This window comes from Ruminococcus sp. 1001136sp1 (assembly GCF_039841815.1).
GTDB lineage: Bacteria > Bacillota > Clostridia > Lachnospirales > Lachnospiraceae > Blautia_A > Blautia_A faecis.
This window is the reverse complement of the sequence record NZ_JBDPGY010000030.1, coordinates 16515-36695: the sequence shown is the minus strand read 5'-3', so window position 1 is coordinate 36695 and position 20181 is coordinate 16515. Positions and strand designations below refer to the sequence as shown.

Genomic DNA, 20181 nt, shown 5'->3' with positions numbered 1-20181 from the left:
TGACGCATGCTTTTTATCCCATAGAGATACTGAATGAATGGTATCTTTATCAGCATGACGGGATCCATACTGGGACGACCGTTATCCGGACAGTATTTTTCGTCATCATAAAAAACACCGCCCTTCTGATATTCATTATAGCAGAAAAGCGGTTCCAACAATAGCAAAACCCTGCAAAAGCAGGGCTTTGTCTACAGTCTGAAATCCTCGCCAGAGAGCGGGGATTTTTTTCTGTATAAACAAGTATTAAATGGAATAAAAAAGACAGGCCGCAGCGGACCTGTCTTTTTGAAACTTCAGATGACAGAGAATCAGCAGATGCCCTGAGCTTTCATAGCATCTACAACTTTCTCAAATCCGGCGATGTTAGCACCGGCAACATAGTTGTCTTTCATACCATAACGCTTAGCAGCGTCATCAGCTTTGTGGAAGATGTCTACCATGATTCCATGAAGCTTCGCATCAACTTCCTCTGCTGTCCAGGAAAGTCTCATGGAGTTCTGGCTCATCTCAAGAGCAGAAGTAGCAACACCACCAGCGTTAGCTGCTTTACCAGGCATGAACAGAACACCGTTCTCCTGGAGATAAGTGGTAGCATCAAGAGTAGTAGGCATGTTCGCACCCTCAACTACATATTTGCAGCCGTTTGCAACAAGTGTCTTAGCACCATCAAGAGCAAGCTCGTTCTGGGTAGCACATGGAAGGTATACATCACATTTGATGTTCCAGATTCCGGTACCTTCTGTGTAAGAAGCACCCTTAACACGGTCTGCGTACTCTTTGATACGTCCACGTTTTACTTCTTTGATATCTTTCACAATGTCAAGCTTGATTCCTTCCGGATCATAAATATATCCGTTGGAGTCACACATAGCAACAACCTTGCCGCCAAGCTGCTGAGCTTTCTCTACAGCATAGATTGCAACGTTTCCGGATCCTGTTACGATGAATGTCTTTCCATCAATAGAATCGTTATGTGCTTTCATGATCTCATCAAGCATATAAACAACACCATATCCGGTAGCCTGTGTACGGATCAGAGATCCGCCGTAGGTAAGTCCTTTACCTGTGAGAACACCCTCGTATAATCCGCGGATTCTCTTGTACTGTCCGAATAAATAACCGATCTCACGTCCGCCTACACCGATATCACCAGCCGGAACATCAGTGTCAGCACCGATATATTTGGAAAGCTCTGTCATGAAGCTCTGGCAGAATGCCATAACCTCTCTGTCAGATTTGCCTTTCGGGTCAAAGTTGGAACCACCTTTACCACCACCGATTGGAAGTCCGGTAAGGGAGTTCTTAAATGTCTGCTCAAATCCAAGGAATTTTAAGATACCCTGGTTTACTGACGGATGGAAACGAAGACCACCCTTATAAGGTCCGATAGCGCTGTTAAACTGTACACGATATCCCTTGTTTACCTGAACAACGCCCTTGTCATCTACCCATGGAACGCGGAAGGAAATGATTCTTTCCGGCTCTACAAGACGCTCCAGAAGGGACATGCTGCGGTATTCTTCTTCATTTTTGTCAATTACGACCTTCAGGGAATCCAGAACTTCCTTTACTGCCTGGTGAAATTCAGGCTCACCTGGATTCTGTGCTACGACTCTTTCGTATACTTCTTCTGTGTAAGACATTGTAATTCCTCCTCATCCAGATAGGTGTAAAATTTTTTAACGACGCTATTATACACTAAAGTGCTAAAAATGAAAAGAGTTTTTTTCATATTTCCAAAAATTTCATTAAGGCTTGCGAAAATGAGCCAAATATGAGATGATAGATAGCAAGAAATACATTATGCCGGAGCAGGAAAAAGACAGATATAGATTTTTTCCATATTAGATATGCCGGCCATAAGTAGTAAGATGAGGAGTGAAATAAATGAAAACATTCGAGAAGTCCAGTAAACTGGATAACGTACTTTATGATGTGCGAGGACCGGTAGTGGATGAAGCGGCCAGAATGGAAGAGGATGGAATGGAGATTCTGAAGCTGAATATCGGCAATCCATATCCATTTGGATTTTCTGCACCGCAGGAAGTAATTCTGGACATGCTGAGCAATATTCGTACCTCGCAGGGATATTCCGATTCCAAGGGAATCTTTTCCGCAAGAAAGGCCATTATGCAGTATGCCCAGCTTCGAGGAATTCCCGGGGTTACCATGAGTGATATTTATACAGGTAATGGTGTCAGTGAGCTGATCAATCTCTGTATGCAGGCACTTCTGGATAACGGGGATGAGATTCTGATCCCTGCACCGGATTATCCTTTGTGGACAGCTACTGCGACTCTGGCAGGGGGAAATGTAGTTCATTATATTTGTGATGAGCAGTCTGAATGGTATCCGGACATTGATGATATTAAGAGCAAGATCACAGACAAGACCAAAGCAATTGTTATCATTAATCCGAATAACCCTACAGGAGCAGTTTATCCCAAGGAGATCCTGGAGCAGATCGTGCAGATCGCAAGAGAGCACGAGCTGATCATTTTTTCAGATGAGATATACGACCGTCTGATCATGGATGGCTATAAGCATACTTCTATTGCATCCCTTGCACCAGACGTATTCTGCGTTACTTTTTCCGGACTTTCCAAGTCCCATATGATCGCTGGTTTCCGTATTGGATGGATGATCTTAAGTGGTGCCAAGAATAAGGCGAAGGGGTATATTGAAGGTATTAACATGCTTTCCTCCATGCGTCTTTGCTCCAATGTTCCGGCCCAGTCCATTGTACAGACTGCACTTGGTGGATACCAGAGTGTAAATGAGTACATTCAGCCAGGCGGAAGAGTTTATGAGCAGAGAGATTTTATCTACAAGGCACTCAATGACATTCCGGGAATCACAGCCGTAAAGCCCAAGGCTGCGTTCTATATTTTTCCGAAGATCGATACAGAAAAATTCAATATTCACAATGACGAGCAGTTTGCTCTTGATTTCTTACATGAGAAACAGGTGCTTCTGGTGCCGGGAAAGGGCTTTAACTGGAATTGTCCTGACCACTTCCGCGTAGTATATCTGCCGAATGTGCGTCAGCTGGAGAAGGCTATGGACAAGCTGAAGGATTTCTTGTCCACCTATAAACAGCGATAAGAAGATAATAAAACAATGGCAGTCACAGATTATCCATTTACAATGCCGGAGCAGAAGCATCCGCTTCTGACTCTGACAGCATTAATAATTGAGGGAGGAACGGATTATCGGACGGATTAAAAAGAAAGGAGTTTATTTGAATGACAGGATTTAAGATGAAAGTAACACCGGAAATAGAGAACCTGACGGAGGTTTGCAAGGAGCATTCCAGCCTGGATCTGTCTCTTTATCAGAAATACGATGTAAAGCGAGGGCTTCGCGATATCAATGGTAAGGGCGTCCTGGCGGGTCTGACGCAGATTTCCAATGTATGCGCCACGAAGGTGGTTGACGGCAAGGAAGTGCCCTGTGCGGGCAGTCTTTCCTACAGGGGATATGACATCAAGGAGTTGACCAGGGGATTTATTGAAGATGACAGATACGGCTTCGAAGAAACTACCTATCTTTTACTGTTCGGCAAGCTTCCGAATGAGGAGGAACTGGAGGATTTCACCAAGCTTCTGGCGAACCAGCGCTCCCTTCCTACGAATTTCGTAAGGGACGTTATCATGAAAGCACCGTCCAAGGACATTATGAATGCCCTGTCCAGAAGTGTGCTTACACTTTATTGCTATGACAAGGAGCCGGATGATATTTCCCTTCCGAATATACTGAGACAGTGCCTGAATCTGATCAGTGTATTTCCTCTTTTATCTGTTTATGGATATCAGGCTTACAATCACTATGTATGCGGCAAGAGCCTTTATATTCACAATCCGAAGAAAGAGCTTTCCACAGCGGAGAATATCCTCCGTATGCTTCGCCCGGATAAGAAATATTCCCATCTGGAGGCGAAGATCCTGGATCTTGCCCTGATCCTTCATATGGAGCACGGCGGTGGTAATAACTCTACATTTACTACACACGTTGTTTCCTCATCCGGAACAGACACCTATTCTGCAATCGCAGCAGCTCTCGGTTCTCTGAAAGGTCCGAAGCACGGTGGTGCCAATATTAAGGTTGTAAGTATGTTCCAGGATTTGAAGAAGAATGTGAAGGATATTTCTGACGAAGAGGAAGTAAGAGAGTATCTGAAGAAACTGCTTCACAAAGAAGCTTTTGATAAGAGAGGTCTTATTTATGGTATGGGACACGCGATCTATTCGGTATCGGATCCTCGTGCCCAGGTACTGAAAGGCTTTGTTGAGACTCTGGCCAGAGAAAAAGGCCGTATGAAAGAATACAATCTCTACGCGATGGTAGAGCAAATGGCTCCGGAGGTTATCGCCGAGGAGCGCCATATTTACAAGGGTGTCAGCGCAAACGTGGATTTTTACAGCGGTTTTGTTTACAGCATGCTGGATCTGCCTCTTGAGCTGTATACACCGATTTTTGCAGTGGCACGTATTGTGGGCTGGAGCGCCCACCGAATGGAAGAACTGATCAATACAGACAAGATCATCCGTCCGGCTTACAAGAACGTTCTGGCTCCGGCTGTATACGTACCGCTTAAGGAGCGTGAATAAGAATGACAGTGAAGCATCAGTCTTCCCTGGTCCTGGAGGGCGGGGGAAGCAGGGGAGTATTTACAGCAGGGGTTCTGGATTATCTTATGGAAAAAGAGGTGAAATTCCCATATGTGGTGGGTGTTTCCGCTGGTTCCTGCAATGCTCTTGATTATGTATCCTGGCAGCCTGGAAGGACCAGGGACTGCATGATCATAGAGGATAAGGCAAACAGCTATATTGCTACTAAGGAAGCTCTTAAGAAGCATGAGCTTTTTGACATGGATATGCTGTTTGACAAATATCCAAATGAATTGTTTCCGTTTGATTTTGATACTTTTTTTCAGTCAGATACGGAGTGTGAGCTGGTAGTGACTAACTGCCAGACTGGTGATGCGGAATATATGACTGAGAAGCATGACAGAAAGCGTCTGATGGATATTGGAAGGGCTTCTTCCAGTATTCCTGTTGTAAGCCCCATGGTAGAGATTGACGGTGTTCCTTATCTGGATGGCGGCATTGCAGATTCGATTCCCTTGATCCATGCCATGGAGAAGGGATATCGGAAGAACGTGGTGATCCTTACCCGAAATATGGGTTACCGCAAGAAGAAACCGGGAAAGAGCACTCCGCTTTATGTGGCTGCATTTCGGCATTATCCGGAATTTTTGAACACTTTATATAATCGTTACCGCAGCTACAACCGGACTTTGGAGCTTCTGGAAAAATGGGAGAGGGAAGGACATATTTTTGTCATCCGCCCGGAAATTCCCACTGTGGGGCGTGCGGAGGCGAACAAAGAGAAGCTGATGGCGTTTTATCAGCATGGTTATGATGTGGTGAAAGACCATTATGAGGAACTGCAGGCGTACCTAAGCAGGTGACGGGATCCTGACAGAACCTCTTGGAAAACAGGCGCGAGGTCATGTGAATACATGATTTCTGTGCATTGCAAAGCGCGTTGCCGGAGTCTGTTTGAAAAATCATTCCCGCAATCTGTATTACCATAGAAAATAAAAGAATTAAAGGATGTAACAGAATGTTTGAACGCTTTTTTCCAGATGAATATCTGGATTCAGCATATGTAGTCAACTATGAAAAACTATACCAGGAGGGATACAGGGGGATTTTGTTTGATATCGACAATACCCTGGTTCCTCATGGGGCACCGGCAGATCCGGAAGCTGTCCGGCTTTTTCAGCAGCTTCGCGACATTGGCTTTTCCTGCTGTCTGGTGTCAAACAACAGGAAAAAAAGGGTAGAACCATTTGCCGCTTCAGTAGGCGCTCAGTTCATTGAAATGGCTGCCAAGCCGTCCAGAAAAGGCTATGAAAGGGCCATGGAGAGACTTGGAACAAACACAGGGAATACGGTCTTTATCGGAGACCAGCTTTTTACCGATATATGGGGGGCTAAGAATGCTGGCCTTCGTAATATTCTGGTAAAGCCGATCAATCCCAAGGAAGAGATCCAGATCGTGCTGAAGCGCTATCTGGAGAAAATTGTATTACATTTTTATACCAAGGAGGAGAAGAATTCATGAACCATATTGTGGTGATCGGATTTATGGGTTCTGGCAAGACAAGAGTGGGGAAACGTCTGTCCAGTGACCTGGGACTGACATTTGTGGATGTGGACAAGGTGATCGTTAAGAAGATGAACATGTCCGTAAAGGAGATTTTACAGAAATTTGGAGAGCCATATTACCGTGCTCTGGAAACTATGACTGTGAAAGCTCTGATTGAAGATAAAGAAAGAAAAGTGATTTCTCTTGGCGCAGGTCTTCCGGTTCAGGAGCAGAATGAGCAGTATATTAAGCAGCTGGGTACAGTTGTTTACCTGAAGGGGTCTGCTGAGACTCTCCGCAAGAGGCTTGAGGGAAATAGCAATCCTCTTCTGGAAGGCGAAAATCAGGATGAAAAGATCAAAAAGCTTCTGAAACAACGTGATCCGATTTATCATAAATTTGCAGATATTGAAGTTGTGACAGGAGTGAAGCCTTTTGAGGAACTAATCAAGGAAATTGAAGAACAGCTTCCGTGAATACAAAAGTATTTTGCCATAATATATGGGAAAAACAGGAAAATTTGGCTGCATATGAAAAAAAGTAGTTGAAAAAATGGTACATATATAATAAAATATTTCTAGTCATAAGCACTATAAGGAGGAAAAATTAATTATGATTTCAGCAGGTGATTTCAGAAACGGTGTCACAGTAGAAATTGATGGCAACGTTTGTCAGATCGTAGAATTCCAGCACGTTAAACCGGGTAAGGGAGCTGCTTTCGTTAGAACCAAATACAAAAATATTATTACAGGATCCGTGTTAGAGAAATCTTTCCGTCCTACAGAGAAATTCCCTACAGCACGTATCGAGCGTGTTGATATGCAGTATCTCTACAGCGATGGCGGATTATATTACTTCATGAACGTAGAGACATTTGACCAGGTTGGTCTTACAGAAGAGCAGGTTGGCGATTCTCTTAAATTTGTAAAAGAGAATGAGATGGTTAAGATCTGTTCTCACAATGGCAATGTATTCGCTATTGAGCCTCCGTTATTCGTTGAGCTTGTAGTTACAGAGACAGAGCCAGGATTCGCTGGAAATACAGCTCAGGGTGCTACCAAACCGGCTATCGTTGAGACAGGAGCACAGGTAATGGTTCCGCTGTTCGTTAACCAGGGCGACAAGCTGAAAATTGACACCAGAACAGGCGAGTACCTGTCACGAGTATAAATAACTGCGGAGCAGTTATTTATTTATGAGCAAGTAGCGGAAGCGGATTGCGAATATCCGTTCTAAATCGCATAAGCTGTTTATTTATGTGCCATCGGCGTATGCCGGTGGCATATTTTGTTAATTTCAGACACATTTTATAAATTATTGTATACCAAAAATAAGGAGGAGCACAAATGGAATATACAACACTTGGAAAAACTGGTCTTAAGATTTCCCGTATGGGCTTTGGCGGAATCCCCATCCAGAGAATTGACGCGGAAGGTACTAAGAAATTAATGAAGCAGCTGGCAGAAGAGGGTGTGAATTATATCGATACAGCCAGAGGCTATACGGTCAGCGAGGAGTATCTTGGTTATGCCCTTGAAGGAATTCGTGACAAATTTGTAATTGCCACCAAGAGTATGGCAAGAACCAGAGAAGCCATGGCAGCAGACATTGAGAAGAGCCTTGGCAATCTTCGAACCAATCACATTGACCTGTATCAGGTACACAACCCAAGCATGGAACAGCTGGACACTGTTATAGGTGAGGGCGGTGCCTTGGAGGCTTTATTGGAGGCGAAAGCAGCCGGTAAAATTGGTCATATCGGTCTGACTGCACATTCTACAGCTGTTTTTGAGCGCGCACTGAATCTGGACTGGGTGGAGACAATCATGTTTCCATATAATATCGTAGAAAACCAGGGCGACGAGCTGATCCGCAAATGTCAGGAGAAAAATGTGGGCTTTATTGCCATGAAGCCATTAGCAGGTGGTGCAATTGAGAATGGCACTCTTGCACTTCGTTATGTCTGTTCCAACCCGGCTGTTACTGTGGTAATCCCGGGAATGGCAGAAGTATCTGAACTGGAAGAGAACATTAAGGCATGCTCTGACACAGCACCTCTTACAGAGGCAGAGCTTGCAGAAATGGAACAGATCCGCCATCAGCTGGGCACCAATTTCTGCCGTCGCTGCAATTACTGTGCGCCATGTACGGTTGGAATCAGCATCCCAAGCGCATTCCTTTTCGCAGGATATCTGGAACGCTACAATCTGGCTGACTGGGCGAAAGACCGCTACGGCAGCATGGCAGTGAAAGCTTCTGCATGTGTGGGATGCGGCAAGTGCGAGACAAGATGCCCATATCATCTGCCAATCCGGGAAATGCTGAAGAAGGTTGCAGAAGAATTTGGAGAATAATAAAAACTGCCCTGTGCGACTCCAATGGTTTTTCAGATAATTTTGCAAAAAAAAGAAAAAATGTATTGACTCTATAGTAACTATATAGTTTACTATAAAGAAGCCTTAAGAAAACCTTATAGCAACTACAAAGTTGCGGATAAGAAAAATAAGTGATACTGACCACGGAGTGAACAGTATCGAATACACGAAAACAGGATCTGATCAAGGAGGATTATGATGAAAAAACTGGTGGTTATGGGATTAGCAATGGCAATGACAGCGGCTATGGTAAATGGTGTATGTGCTCAGCCGGTACAGGCAGCTGATGGAGAAGGACTGAAGGTAGCACTTTTACTTTCCGGAGCAGCAAATGACCAGGGCTGGAATCAGACAGCATACGAAGGAGCACAGAAAGCCTGTGAGAAATACGGATACGAACTGGCTTACACAGAGAACCTGGAAGTTGCTGATATTTCCGCCGCTTTTGCTGACTATGCAAGTGCAGGTTATGATGTGGTAATTGGTCACGGATATGAGTTCGGTGATCCTGCACTGGAAGTTGCAGAGACCTACCCAGACACCAAATTCATCTGCACAGAGGCTGACGCTTCCGCTGACAACGTGGCTTCCTACGTTATGGCATGTGAGCAGACCGCTTATGTAGAAGGAATCATTGCTGCTTCTACTTCTGAGTCTGGTAAACTTGGTGCCATCGGACCGATCCCTGGAGATTCCCTTGTAAAGATCATTAACGGATATGAAGACGGAGCAAAATCCGTAAATCCTGATATCGAAGTTCAGACAGCCTGGACAAACTCTTTTGTTGATACACAGCTTGCACAGGAAGCTGCAAAAGCTATGATCGACAATGGCGTAGACGTAATCAAGCATTGTGCAAATGCTTGCGGAAACGGTGCAATGACAGCAGCTGTTGAGGCTGGAATCTGGTGCCAGGGCGATTCTTACGATCAGAGCTCTTTAGCACCTGACAATATTCTTGATTCTGCAATTTACAATCTTGATGTTGTAATTGATACTGCCCTTGGCAGCGTTGCAGACGGAAGCTTTGAGGGAGATGTTTACAACCTTGGTATGGCAGATGGCGCAGTAGAAGTTCTCCTTTCCGACAATCTTTCCGATGATGTGAAAGCAACTGCACAGGATGCAATTGATAAGATCGTTTCCGGCGAGCTTGAAGTTGAGCGCGACTACACAATGAGACAGTAAGAAATCGGATTTGTAACCGCGGATTGAGATATCTGTTTTTATAAAAATGGCTCGCAATCTGAAATCCGGCAACTGATTGTTCAAAGACAAATGAAGCTGAAATGGAGGAAAGTTATCAATCAGTCAGTGGAGATAACCTTCCGAAGTTTCAGCTTTTTAAAACACTTTAATTATACGAGAAAAAGGAGAAAACCATGTCTCTTCTTCAAATGAAACATATCTGTAAATCATTTTCCGGCGTATATGCAAATGAGGATATCAACCTGACGGTAGAAAAAGGTGAGATCCATGCTCTCCTTGGTGAGAACGGAGCCGGAAAGACCACACTTGTTAATATTATATTTGGTCTGTACACTGCAGACAGCGGTGAAATTTTGTGGAAAGACAAGCCAGCGGATTTTGCCTCTCCAAGGGAAGCTATCGATGCAGGCATTGGAATGGTCCAGCAGCATTTTTCCCTGGTAAATAAAATGACAGTTCTGGATAACATTGTTCTGAATCTGAAGGACAACTCCTTTTTCCTGGACAGAGCTGCTGCAAAAAAGAAGCTGACTGATCTGGCAGAAAAATACGGACTCTACGTGAACCCGGATGCTGTGATCAGTGATCTGTCAGTGGGAGAACAGCAGCGCGTGGAAATCCTGAAAGCATTATACAGAAATGTAGAACTTCTGATTCTGGATGAGCCTACTGGCGTACTCACCCCTCAGGAAACCACACAGTTTTTCGATGTTCTCCGCAATCTGAAAAAAGAAGGCTATGGAATCATTATCATCACCCATCGTATGAGCGAGATTATGGCAATCAGTGACAAGGTTACCATTCTTCGGGATGGCAGACAGGTGGCAGATCTTGTGACTGCAGACACCAATCCGGAAGAGCTGTCTGCCTATATGATCGGACGAGAGCTGAATGATGACTATCATATAGAAGGTTCTCCCAAAAAAGATATTATGCTGGAATTGAAAAATGTGTCCAATCATCACAGAAAACACAGCCGTCATAAGCTTGAGAATATCAGCCTTACCATTCACAAAGGGGAAATCCTTGGAATTGCCGGTGTGGAAGGAAACGGACAAAAAGAGCTTGCAGAGGTGATCACCGGAATTCAGAAAACCGGTGAGGGCGAAATTCTTCTGGACGGACAGAATCTGGCAGGAATCAATATCCGCGGACGTTATGAAGCAGGTGTTTCCTATATTTCAGAGGACAGATTGTCAGACAGTCTGATCACCGGAATGAACATTTCAGAAAACCTTGTTCTCCGGGAATATGGGAAGCTTCCATTTGCAAACCATTCTATTATAAACAAAGCAGCTATCCGTAAAAATGCAGCAGAAAAAATGAAACAATATCAGGTGCGCGCATCCGGAAAGTCGGGGATTGATACGCTTGTAAAGCTTTTGTCAGGCGGAAACCAGCAGAAGCTGATCATAGCCAGAGAGCTGAACGATCATGCAAAAGTGATCGTGGCAAGCCAGCCTACCAGAGGTCTTGACATCGGTGCTACAGAATTTGTCCGTCAGCAGCTTATAGATCAGAGAAATGCAGGAAAAGGTGTTATGCTGATCTCCGCAGATCTGGAAGAAATTATGGCATTAAGTGACAGGATCGCAGTGCTTTTTGGTGGAAAAATCGTGGGAATCCTGAATAGAGAAGAAGCTACTGTACAGAAAATCGGCCTTCTCATGGGCGGAATTTCAGAAGAGGAGGCAAGATAATGGAGAAGGAAAAAAGAACAAGAGGGATCACAGATGTACTTCTGATTCTTGTGATCACAATTCTGGCAGGTACGGCTTTGATTCTTGCATGCGGCGCAAGTCCGGTGGAAGCATACGGTCTTTTCTTCCGTGGAATCTTTGGAACACCTGCTGGATTTGCAGAAATTTTTGTAAAAGCATGCCCGCTGATCCTTACAGGTCTTGGCTGCGCAGTAGCATATCGTACCGGCTTTTTCAACATTGGTGCAGAAGGACAGTTTTATGTAGGGGCTATGGCAACTACCATGGTAGCTCTGAACTGTACTGCTGTTCCGGGAATACCAAGAATTATCCTTTCCCTGGTAATCGGATTTCTGGCTGGTGGTGTGTGGGCATTAATTGCAGCAGTCTGTAAAGCGAAATTCAATATTTCCGAAATTATTGTCACCATTATGCTGAATTATATTGCAATTAATTTTCTTGGCTATGCAGTCCGTTCTTTTTTGATGGACCCGGAAGGAAATGTTCCGCAGTCTGCGAAAATTGACAAAGCCGTACAGCTTGGAACCCTGATCCGGGCAACCCGTTTTCATGCAGGTATTCTGATCGCAATCATCTGTGTACTTGTAGTATGGTTTTTCCTGGAAAAAACAACTATGGGATACGAATTGAAGGCAGTTGGACTGAACAAACGTGGAAGCACCTGCAACGGTATTTCTGTTATGAAAAATATTGTGCTTTCCGCCTTTTTAAGCGGCGGACTTTCCGCAGTGGCAGGTGGAATCGAGGTTCTTGCCATTCAGAAAAAGCTTCTGGAGGGAATCTCCTCAAACTGTGGCTATACGGCTGTTTTGATCGCACTTGTGGCATTTAACAACCCTATTGGCGTATTCTTCGTGGCAGTGCTTTATGCAGCAATGCAGGTAGGTGCAAGCTCCATGCAAAGACAGCTTGGAGTACCGTCTGCAATCGTTAATATTTTGATCGGTCTGGTTGTTGTTTTGATCCTGGGAAGAGAACTGTTCCATTTCAAAAAGAGACAGGCAAAAGTTGGAAAAGGAGGAAATGCGTAATGCTTCAGCAGATTTTCAGTTTAAGCTTTATGACGGCTTTTCTGGCCGCAGCAGTTCGTCTGGCAGTGCCGCTTATGTATGGCGGAATTGGTGAGACCATTGCGGAAAAATCCGGTATTCTGAATATCGGAATGGAAGGTGTTATGCTCAGCGGTGCATTCTTTTCCTTTGCAGGTGCCTGGTATTCCGGCAATCTGTTTGTGGGACTTCTGTGCGGTATGGCAGGAGGACTTGTAGTCAGTCTGCTTCACGGACTTCTTTCCATTACACTGATCCAGAACCAGTCTGTTTCCGGTCTTGCCATCAACATGCTTATGCTTGGCGTCACCAGCTTTTTATTTAAATTAATGTCAAATGGACAGGGCTATCAGCAGATCGAGACTTTCCCAAACATTGCCATTCCAGGCTTATCAAAGATCCCGCTGATCGGAGATGCATTTTTTAACTGCGATTTCCTGACCTATATCCTTTATGTTCTCCTGATCCTTACCTGGGTTTTTTACAAAAAAACCAATCTGGGGCTGTCCTTTATGGCAGTGGGAGAACACCCACGTGCAGCAGAATCCGCAGGCATCCAGGTGAAAAAATACCGCTGGATCGTGATGGTATTTAACGGAATCCTTGGAGGAATCGGCGGTGCATATCTGGTACTGGTACAGCTTGGCGTTTTTACAGAAAATATGATTTCCGGCCGTGGCTATATTGCTCTTGCAACTGTTATTCTTGGACGCTACACACCTTTTGGAATGTTTGGAGCGGCACTCTTGTTCGGAGCTGCCAATGCCCTGCAGATTCGTCTCCAGACCATCGGCGTATCCATTTCCCCATTCCTTCTGGCAATTTTGCCATATGCGCTGACCCTTATTGCAATGCTTGGTGCTGCCGGAAAGAACAGTGAACCAGAAGCTCTCAGTAAGCCGTATGTAAAAGGCTCAAGATAGGAGTATATATGGCAAATAAAGAGTATCTGAATGTAAACGAGCTGGCGACCTTATTCGGACTGAACGTGCAGACTCTGCATTATTATGACAAAATCGGAATTCTGAAGCCCAGCTACAGAGATCCGAAAAACGGATACCGGAAATATCGTTTTGATCAGACCTATAAGCTTGCCTCCATCCGCTATATGCGAAAACTGGGCTATTCCATTGAGGCGGTCCGGGATTTTCAGGACACAAAAAGTCCTGATGAGGCGCTTAAAAGACTGAAGGAGCGTTCCGCAGCCATTCATGCCCAGTGGGAAGAGATGATGCGGATCGACCATGCGATTTTGCGAAAAATACAGTTTATTGAAGATTCGAAAGCAGGAATTGATTACGAAAATATCCAGGTGGTGAAATATCCAGAGCGAAAATATATTCCCATCGGAGCAGAAGAGGAGCTTTATGCAGGCGAATCCTTCTACTTTTATCCAACCATTGTATTTTATGGGGAAAATAGCAAGGAATTTGGAGCGCTTCTTACAGATGCCGTTCCAGAGGAAAATGCGGAGATACGCACGATTCCTGCAGGAACCTATGTTGTGGGGTATCACAAAGGGGCATATGAAGAGATTCAGGACAGCTTTAAAAGGATAAAGGAATGGGGACGGAATCTGAATCTGGAGGATACCATTCTGGCGCTGAATATCATCGACCAGTTTGTGGAACAGGATAATGATAATTATTCTACCAGGATCGAGGTCAGGATTGCAGATACAAAATAGAGGAAAAGCGATGCGAGAAAGAGAAAAAATGCAATGATTAAGAATGTGAGGGACAAAAAATGGCAGTAAAGATTTACCACGGAGATATTTTGTTTACACCGTCAGCAGACAGGTTAGAGATTCACGAAAACAGTTATATAATTGTAGAAGATGGAGTGGTTTCACAGATCTGTGAAAAGATTCCGGAGCAGTATCAGGGCGCAGAGGTTATAGATTACGGTGATAAGCTGATCATTCCGGCTTTTTCTGATCTTCATGTACACGGAGCACAGTATGTACAGCGCGGAATCGGTATGGACTGTCTGCTTTCCGACTGGCTGAATCATTATACATTTCCGCAGGAATCCCGTTTCCAGAATATGGAGTATGCAAAAAATTGCTACGATGCATTTGTAGATGATATGCTCCGCCATGGTACTTTCCATGCCAATGTTTTTGCAACCATTCACCGTGAGGCCACAAACTATCTCTTTGATAAAATGGAAGAGAAAGGCATGTATGGTTATGTGGGAAAGGTGAACATGGACTGCAATTCTCCGGAATTTCTCACCGAGACCACAGAGGATTCCCTGAAGGAAACAGAGAAGTATCTGGCAGAACATGAGGGCAGCAAAAAGGTGAAAACCATTCTGGCTCCCCGTTTTGCCCCGACCTGCAGCAAGCCGCTGATCGATGGTCTTGGCAAGCTGGCTGCAAAATATCATTGTGGTGTGCACACTCATCTGGTGGAGTCTCTGTGGGAGGCAAAGGAAGCTCTGAATCTGTTTCCGGGCTATGGTTCTGATGCAGAAATTTATGAGCGCGCAGGCCTGATGGATCACGGTCCGTCTATTTTTGCCCATGTTATTTTCCCAACTGAGGAAGATAAGCGGATTCTGAAAAAACATGGAAGCTTTTCTGTTCACTGCCCGGATGCCACTGTGAATATTATTGCAGGAATTATGCCGCTGCAGCATATGGAGGCTGAGGGACTGAAAATTGCCATGGGAACCGACATTGCCGGTGGCCATGGAATCGGCATCTACCGCCAGGTTGCAAGAGCCGTGCAGTTATCCAAGCTGAAAGAATTCTACGAGCCACAGGAGAGTAAGACCATTACCATTACACAGGCATTCTACCATGCAACCAAAGAGTCTGGAAGTGTATTCGGTAAGGTTGGTTCTTTCGAAAAAGGGTATGCATTTAATGCCCTTGTGATTGATAATATGGAAGATCCATGGACAAAAATGACTGCAGAGGAGAAACTGGAGCGTTTCTGCTACATCGGAGATGACCGGAATATTAAGGCCAGATATATTGATGGGGAATTACTGGTCACGGAGTGAACAGTAACGAGGGGGAGATGGTGTAAAAAGTTCAGTCACCATCTTGACAGCTGTGCACAAAATGCATATAATAATATCCTAGCGAAAGCACAATTACACAAACTTCGTCTGCGCACCAGCAATACCTATTATATACGATTAGGGCTTGTACTGGTTTCGACGGGGGTTTTGAAGTTGTGGAAGCCATCCGCAGTCTCCCGAACTGCGTAATAACGGGAAATTCTAAATATAAACGCTGACGATCAGTTAGTAATGGCAGCCTAAGTGCTGCCCGTCAGTCCTGTTGCACTCACACTTCAGGAGTCTGGCGTCGACCTTGTGAGAAACCTTGCCGGGTAAGCTTTGCCCCGGTAGATGTATCATGAAGCTACTGAAGCAGTAAGCCTGTCGGTGGGCGTGCTGCGGAGGGAATGTTAATACAGCGACTGTGATGGGAGATGCCGCAAGGGATAGACTTTCGGACGCGGGTTCAATTCCCGCCAGGTCCACTGACAGCCGGATGTATTCCCATAAGGGTTATGTTTGGCAGGAAAGTATGGAGAAGCCTCGGAAATGTTGAAGATTCAATGTTTCCAGGGCTTTTTTTATGGAGCACCGAATAATAACGAATAATCACCGAACAATAACGAATAATCATCTTGAAGTTCTAATATAAAAATGTTATACTTCATATACAGGAAAGAGGGAATGCTATGATACGACAGCTTATGAAGTATTTTAATATTATGTCCGAACTGATTCGTGATGTTTTAAATTATGGTGTATTTTCGGATAGAGATTTTCGCAGTATGTTAGGTGATCCTAACAATCCTATATTACTTGAATTGGCTACGGAGTTTCCGCAATTAATGGATTCCAATCAGAACCCTCATTCTGTTACTCTGGGGACACTTAATAATGATTTTTTTCAAAAAACAAGTTCTTTCATTGCATCTCATAATGTTTATTCGAAATTATTATTGCTATATTATATGGATTATTCCATAGAAGAATGCTATATCAGAAACTTAAGCTATGAGGATGATGTGGAACATTTTGAAGCTCTCAATGGTAATGTAGCGACTACGCAGATTGTGCTTGCTAAAAGGACTAGGTGCTGTTGGGAACATAGTTCTCATGATGGAGATTTAAATGGTATTTTATATAATTTCTATTTTATAGACATTTGCAAACTTCCCAATACAAGAATAATTCAGCATAGTGTTGATTATAATTTGACGGCGCCGAAATCTTGTAGTGTGTATAAATTTGCTCTTTCGCCAATAACTAAACAGAAATCACTTTGCTTAAGTCAAGCGTATCAAAAGGTAAATCCTAATACAGGAGCTCTGCAATATTTGTTTAGAGTTGAAGGTTTATTGAATGAAAAGGATATTAAACAGCAAGTATTGAATAATATACTAAATGCTGGGAGAGCAGGGACTGACGTTCTGGTTTTTCCGGAAATGCTTGGTTCTGCTGGTATGCTGCAAGAGATATTGGTTGAACTGAAATCTCTAAATCAGATTATTCCTACATTGATTGTATTTCCTTCTATTTGGGAAAAATCATCAGATGATGAAATAAATGTAAATAAAAGCTGTATGGTTTTTAATGGAAGTGATATATTGTTTGAACAGAAAAAATATTGTAATTTTAATTATTCTGAAAATGGTCATCTTGTATATGAGGATATAAATGGTTTTAAAAACGAACAAACAGTTTTGCATTTATTGCATATAAAAGGGCTTGGAAGAATATGCATTATCATATGTTATGATTATTTGGAAACACAGAATCGTGATCGGATCATAAAAAATCTTCGTCCAACATTAATCTGCAGCCCTTCCTTTTCGACTGGAAGCTTTAATTTTAGAATTTTGTCTGAAGCATACCTAGATCAGAGCTGTAATTGGATATGGTGTAACACTTGCTCTGCGGTTAACCATACTGATAAGATTAATAATTTTGAAATTTCTGGTATCATTACAACATTAAGCAAACAATGTGATTTTTCTAAAAGTGATGGACTTCATAAAGTTTTCGATGGTGTAAAGAATTGTGCGAAAGAAAATTGTGATAACTGTATTTATTACGCCGAAATATCTTCTGATGATCCTAAGAATATAGTGAAAGGTCGGTGATTAAATGAAAAATGAAAAATATTACATTGATCAATTGGAAACGAGTCTTCGATTAAGCAATAAACAATGCATACAAGAAGAAATGATTGATATTTTCGAAGAGTTACTTACTGCTTCTACAGATGCTTATTTAGAGGCTTATGAAAATCACAATTTAACTCGTCTGAAAGAATTACTTGATGATCAACATAATCTGAGAAGGGAATTTACAAAGATAATACGTGATTATCCGGATCAATTGATTTCTATTTCAAGTAAACTTGTACAAACTTACAACATTTTTAATAAAATACTACAATTAGAAAATCATAAATTAAGTCGGGAAGATTATTTGAATACAATTACAAAGACATATAGCAGAGCTGAAGAAATCTTGAATTATCTATATGATCATACCAATGTTCAGCATAAAACTATGGTTGGTGAACTTCATATTTCAGGTAGTACACTTACGGACACTCTTAAGGTATTGGAAAGTTGTAATTTTGTAAGACGAATTGGGACAGGGAAATATACCTTTTTTAATTTGACTAATGATGGGAGAAAATATGTCTGCGATAATACTGCTATTACAAATGATGAAAGTATTGTAGATGAAAGCATATTTCAGGAGGAATCTCGACAAATGGCTTTGAATAAGGCAAAATATGCGAAAGTGCTTGTTGAGCAGAAAACTTTTATATCTCATCGCGAATATGCAGATTGGGGTGAATCCAATAATAAATTTACTGCTCTTATTAGCAACACCTATGAGATTTAAGAGAGGTGAAATAGTATATGACTCAATTAGAAAATAATTTGAAAATTTTAAATGAACTTGATTCTCACTGGTTGGAAACTGTTTCCAACGAGATGAAGAAAGAAAATGGTACGACTACGCCAGAATTAGTAAAGGCTTATAATAGATTATGGCGTACGTTGCGAGCTGCTTTTAAAGAAGATAAAGAGCTGGCATTAGAAATTTTTCAAAATAACACAGAAGGTGATGGAACCTGGTTGCTGAAGGATATAGAAAATTCTTTGAAAATATATTTTTCTTTTTCATGTCTTCGTAAAATTCAGGAGAAACAATCTGAACAAGTAAAAACAGTGTTGGATTATGTGTTTGAAAATGCGATTCTTTATTATGATCCACAATTTATGAATGAGTATGAAAAATATAATTGCAAATCAAAAATAGATTTTTTGAATGTTGCAAAAGCACTAAATGCATTGGTGAGTTTTTATTTGAATCGCCATTTTTCTTCGAAAATTATGTTGAAAGATCTGGAAGAGGAAACAGGGTTGAACGCGGAACTATGTAGTTATATTGTAAATATAATCATGGAAGATTATCAAAAATTGCAATTGAATTTTATCATAGATTCTCTGCAGGAACTGCAGAATCGCTGAGAAGTAAAAAGGATAAGCCTCTTTTGACAAAAATCTCATTTTACAGTACTGTGAGAAGAAAAAGGGGGCATTTATCATGAATTTGCAGGAAAAAATGGAAGGCTATTTGGAATATTGTATCTACAGAAAAGAACTGGATGTCAAAACGGTTAAAGCGTATCGTATTGATCTGAACCAGTTCTTTTCTTTTACATGCTGTGATGAGCCGGAAAAGGAAACAATTGAGAGATATATTACGGATCTGCATAAAAAATACAAGCAGAAAACAGTAAAAAGGAAAATTGCTTCAGTAAAAGCATTTTACAGCTATCTGGAAGAAGAGGAAGTGCTGAAACAGAATCCTTTTCGAAAAATAAAAGTTAAATTTAAAGAGACAATAGTTCTTCCCCGAATTATTCCCAGAGAAGAAATAGAGCAGCTCCTTAATTATATGTATGTTTACCTGAATGATCTTTCTGGAATTGGATATAAACATGGTTTGCGTGATGCAGCGGTTGTAGAGCTTTTTTTTGCTACTGGCGCCAGAGTATACGAGATTTCGAACATTCGAAGTGAGAGCATAAATCTGAATTCCGGACTGATAAGAATTATGGGAAAGGGTGGAAAAGAACGGTATATTCAAATCAGCAATGAAGCAGTTCTGGAAATTTTGCGAAAATACTATGCAGAAAATGAGAAGAATATAAAAAAGAGTGGATATTTTTTTGTAAATAACAGAGGTAACAGATACACAGAACAATCCATTCGTCTTATGTTAAAGAAATATACGAAGAAGGCAGGGATTGAAACGAAAATTACACCCCATATGTTCCGGCATTCATTTGCCACATATTTGATTGAGGAAGGTGTAGATGTAAGCTGTGTGCAGCAGATTCTGGGGCATTCATCAATAAAAACGACCCAGATATATATTCATGTAGCTGCCAAAAAGCAAGCGGATATTTTGAGAGAACTGCATCCAAGGAATAATATGAAAATTGTAAATGTTGCGTGAAAATATTGAAAGCACAAAGATACTATGACCAGCTGAAAAGGTGGTCTTATTGTCGTATGTTAATATTGGAGATGGTTTAGAGCCTTTTTCAAACACGCTCTAGACAAGGGCAAAATAAGGAATCTGATAGTGCAGATTGCTAAAAGT

Annotated in this window: 18 protein-coding genes, 1 other RNA gene and 1 pseudogene; 18 read left to right on the top strand and 2 right to left on the bottom strand. The window is 42.3% G+C overall.

The features are described from left to right. Positions 1–101, bottom strand: a pseudogene (locus tag ABHC48_RS18745) (transposase); the annotation flags it as partial. A 210-nt stretch (positions 102–311) separates the two neighbouring features. Beyond that, positions 312–1646, bottom strand: coding sequence for an NADP-specific glutamate dehydrogenase (gene gdhA / locus ABHC48_RS18740; RefSeq protein ID WP_195700376.1), 1335 nt, complete (start codon positions 1644–1646; stop codon positions 312–314). Between the two features lie 244 nt (positions 1647–1890). Between gdhA and ABHC48_RS18735 the strand changes: the two genes are divergently transcribed. The 18 genes from ABHC48_RS18735 to ABHC48_RS18650 all read left to right on the top strand — a co-directional run bounded on the left by ABHC48_RS18735 (position 1891) and on the right by ABHC48_RS18650 (position 20034). After that, on the top strand, positions 1891–3108 hold the full coding sequence (locus ABHC48_RS18735; RefSeq protein WP_148461853.1) for an aminotransferase class I/II-fold pyridoxal phosphate-dependent enzyme: 1218 nt from the start codon (positions 1891–1893) through the stop codon (positions 3106–3108). Positions 3109–3248: 140 nt separating this feature from the next. Next, the gene (locus tag ABHC48_RS18730) at positions 3249–4613 is read left to right on the top strand and encodes a citrate/2-methylcitrate synthase (RefSeq protein ID WP_195700375.1); all 1365 of its coding nucleotides are present in this window, start codon (positions 3249–3251) and stop codon (positions 4611–4613) included. Positions 4614–4615: 2 nt separating this feature from the next. Next, entirely contained in the window at positions 4616–5476 is an 861-nt protein-coding gene (locus ABHC48_RS18725) for a patatin family protein (RefSeq protein WP_195700374.1), read from the top strand. 155 nt (positions 5477–5631) lie between these two features. After that, entirely contained in the window at positions 5632–6135 is a 504-nt protein-coding gene (locus ABHC48_RS18720) for a YqeG family HAD IIIA-type phosphatase (RefSeq protein ID WP_187566155.1), read from the top strand. Continuing rightward, a complete protein-coding gene (locus tag ABHC48_RS18715) occupies positions 6132–6635 on the top strand; it encodes a shikimate kinase (RefSeq protein WP_187566156.1) in 504 nt (167 codons plus the stop codon). Before ABHC48_RS18720 ends, ABHC48_RS18715 begins: the two co-directional genes overlap by 4 nt. A 136-nt stretch (positions 6636–6771) precedes the next feature. Continuing rightward, positions 6772–7329: an elongation factor P gene (efp, locus tag ABHC48_RS18710; RefSeq protein WP_118583940.1), complete on the top strand. Its 558-nt coding sequence runs from the start codon at positions 6772–6774 to the stop codon at positions 7327–7329. A gap of 176 nt (positions 7330–7505) precedes the next feature. Next, positions 7506–8513 (top strand): aldo/keto reductase, encoded by a 1008-nt coding sequence (locus ABHC48_RS18705; protein WP_195700373.1) that lies wholly within the window; start codon positions 7506–7508, stop codon positions 8511–8513. A 216-nt stretch (positions 8514–8729) separates the two neighbouring features. After that, complete coding sequence (locus tag ABHC48_RS18700) at positions 8730–9722, top strand: BMP family protein (protein WP_226855395.1); 993 nt, start codon at positions 8730–8732, stop codon at positions 9720–9722. A 194-nt stretch (positions 9723–9916) separates the two neighbouring features. Next, on the top strand, positions 9917–11443 hold the full coding sequence (locus ABHC48_RS18695) for an ABC transporter ATP-binding protein (protein WP_173735348.1): 1527 nt from the start codon (positions 9917–9919) through the stop codon (positions 11441–11443). Then, positions 11443–12495, top strand: a complete 1053-nt coding sequence (locus tag ABHC48_RS18690) for an ABC transporter permease (RefSeq protein WP_195700372.1) — start codon at positions 11443–11445, stop codon at positions 12493–12495. Before ABHC48_RS18695 ends, ABHC48_RS18690 begins: the two co-directional genes overlap by 1 nt. Continuing rightward, the gene (locus ABHC48_RS18685; RefSeq protein WP_173770262.1) at positions 12495–13436 is read left to right on the top strand and encodes an ABC transporter permease; all 942 of its coding nucleotides are present in this window, start codon (positions 12495–12497) and stop codon (positions 13434–13436) included. Before ABHC48_RS18690 ends, ABHC48_RS18685 begins: the two co-directional genes overlap by 1 nt. A gap of 8 nt (positions 13437–13444) precedes the next feature. After that, positions 13445–14200, top strand: a complete 756-nt coding sequence (locus tag ABHC48_RS18680; protein WP_148461844.1) for a MerR family transcriptional regulator — start codon at positions 13445–13447, stop codon at positions 14198–14200. 59 nt (positions 14201–14259) lie between these two features. Then, a complete protein-coding gene (locus tag ABHC48_RS18675) occupies positions 14260–15525 on the top strand; it encodes an amidohydrolase family protein (protein ID WP_195700371.1) in 1266 nt (421 codons plus the stop codon). 141 nt (positions 15526–15666) lie between these two features. After that, positions 15667–16016, top strand: a transfer-messenger RNA (tmRNA) gene (gene ssrA, locus ABHC48_RS18670). A 201-nt stretch (positions 16017–16217) separates the two neighbouring features. Next, positions 16218–17648 carry a hypothetical protein gene (locus ABHC48_RS18665; RefSeq protein ID WP_195700370.1) on the top strand — a complete coding sequence of 477 codons (1431 nt, stop codon included), beginning with the start codon at positions 16218–16220 and terminating at the stop codon, positions 17646–17648. 4 nt (positions 17649–17652) lie between these two features. Then, positions 17653–18408 (top strand): hypothetical protein, encoded by a 756-nt coding sequence (locus ABHC48_RS18660; RefSeq protein ID WP_195478785.1) that lies wholly within the window; start codon positions 17653–17655, stop codon positions 18406–18408. Positions 18409–18425: 17 nt separating this feature from the next. Then, the gene (locus ABHC48_RS18655; protein ID WP_195478784.1) at positions 18426–19040 is read left to right on the top strand and encodes a hypothetical protein; all 615 of its coding nucleotides are present in this window, start codon (positions 18426–18428) and stop codon (positions 19038–19040) included. Between the two features lie 76 nt (positions 19041–19116). Further along, positions 19117–20034 carry a tyrosine-type recombinase/integrase gene (locus tag ABHC48_RS18650; protein WP_195700369.1) on the top strand — a complete coding sequence of 306 codons (918 nt, stop codon included), beginning with the start codon at positions 19117–19119 and terminating at the stop codon, positions 20032–20034. Positions 20035–20181: the final 147 nt, after the last annotated feature.

Excerpts from the sequence above, each read along its gene's own strand:
- ABHC48_RS18680 (WP_148461844.1), top strand. The coding sequence starts at position 13,445 with ATGGCAAATAAAGAGTATCTGAATGTAAACGAGCTGGCGACCTTATTC.
- ABHC48_RS18690 (WP_195700372.1), top strand. The coding sequence starts at position 11,443 with ATGGAGAAGGAAAAAAGAACAAGAGGGATCACAGATGTACTTCTGATT.
- gdhA (WP_195700376.1), bottom strand. The coding sequence starts at position 1,646 with ATGTCTTACACAGAAGAAGTATACGAAAGAGTCGTAGCACAGAATCCA.
- ABHC48_RS18685 (WP_173770262.1), top strand. The coding sequence starts at position 12,495 with ATGCTTCAGCAGATTTTCAGTTTAAGCTTTATGACGGCTTTTCTGGCC.
- ABHC48_RS18660 (WP_195478785.1), top strand. The coding sequence starts at position 17,653 with ATGAAAAATGAAAAATATTACATTGATCAATTGGAAACGAGTCTTCGA.
- efp (WP_118583940.1), top strand. The coding sequence starts at position 6,772 with ATGATTTCAGCAGGTGATTTCAGAAACGGTGTCACAGTAGAAATTGAT.
- ABHC48_RS18725 (WP_195700374.1), top strand. The coding sequence starts at position 4,616 with ATGACAGTGAAGCATCAGTCTTCCCTGGTCCTGGAGGGCGGGGGAAGC.
- ABHC48_RS18675 (WP_195700371.1), top strand. The coding sequence starts at position 14,260 with ATGGCAGTAAAGATTTACCACGGAGATATTTTGTTTACACCGTCAGCA.
- ABHC48_RS18695 (WP_173735348.1), top strand. The coding sequence starts at position 9,917 with ATGTCTCTTCTTCAAATGAAACATATCTGTAAATCATTTTCCGGCGTA.
- ABHC48_RS18700 (WP_226855395.1), top strand. The coding sequence starts at position 8,730 with ATGATGAAAAAACTGGTGGTTATGGGATTAGCAATGGCAATGACAGCG.
- ABHC48_RS18735 (WP_148461853.1), top strand. The coding sequence starts at position 1,891 with ATGAAAACATTCGAGAAGTCCAGTAAACTGGATAACGTACTTTATGAT.
- ABHC48_RS18705 (WP_195700373.1), top strand. The coding sequence starts at position 7,506 with ATGGAATATACAACACTTGGAAAAACTGGTCTTAAGATTTCCCGTATG.
- ABHC48_RS18650 (WP_195700369.1), top strand. The coding sequence starts at position 19,117 with ATGAATTTGCAGGAAAAAATGGAAGGCTATTTGGAATATTGTATCTAC.
- ABHC48_RS18665 (WP_195700370.1), top strand. The coding sequence starts at position 16,218 with ATGATACGACAGCTTATGAAGTATTTTAATATTATGTCCGAACTGATT.
- ABHC48_RS18715 (WP_187566156.1), top strand. The coding sequence starts at position 6,132 with ATGAACCATATTGTGGTGATCGGATTTATGGGTTCTGGCAAGACAAGA.
- ABHC48_RS18655 (WP_195478784.1), top strand. The coding sequence starts at position 18,426 with ATGACTCAATTAGAAAATAATTTGAAAATTTTAAATGAACTTGATTCT.
- ABHC48_RS18720 (WP_187566155.1), top strand. The coding sequence starts at position 5,632 with ATGTTTGAACGCTTTTTTCCAGATGAATATCTGGATTCAGCATATGTA.
- ABHC48_RS18730 (WP_195700375.1), top strand. The coding sequence starts at position 3,249 with ATGACAGGATTTAAGATGAAAGTAACACCGGAAATAGAGAACCTGACG.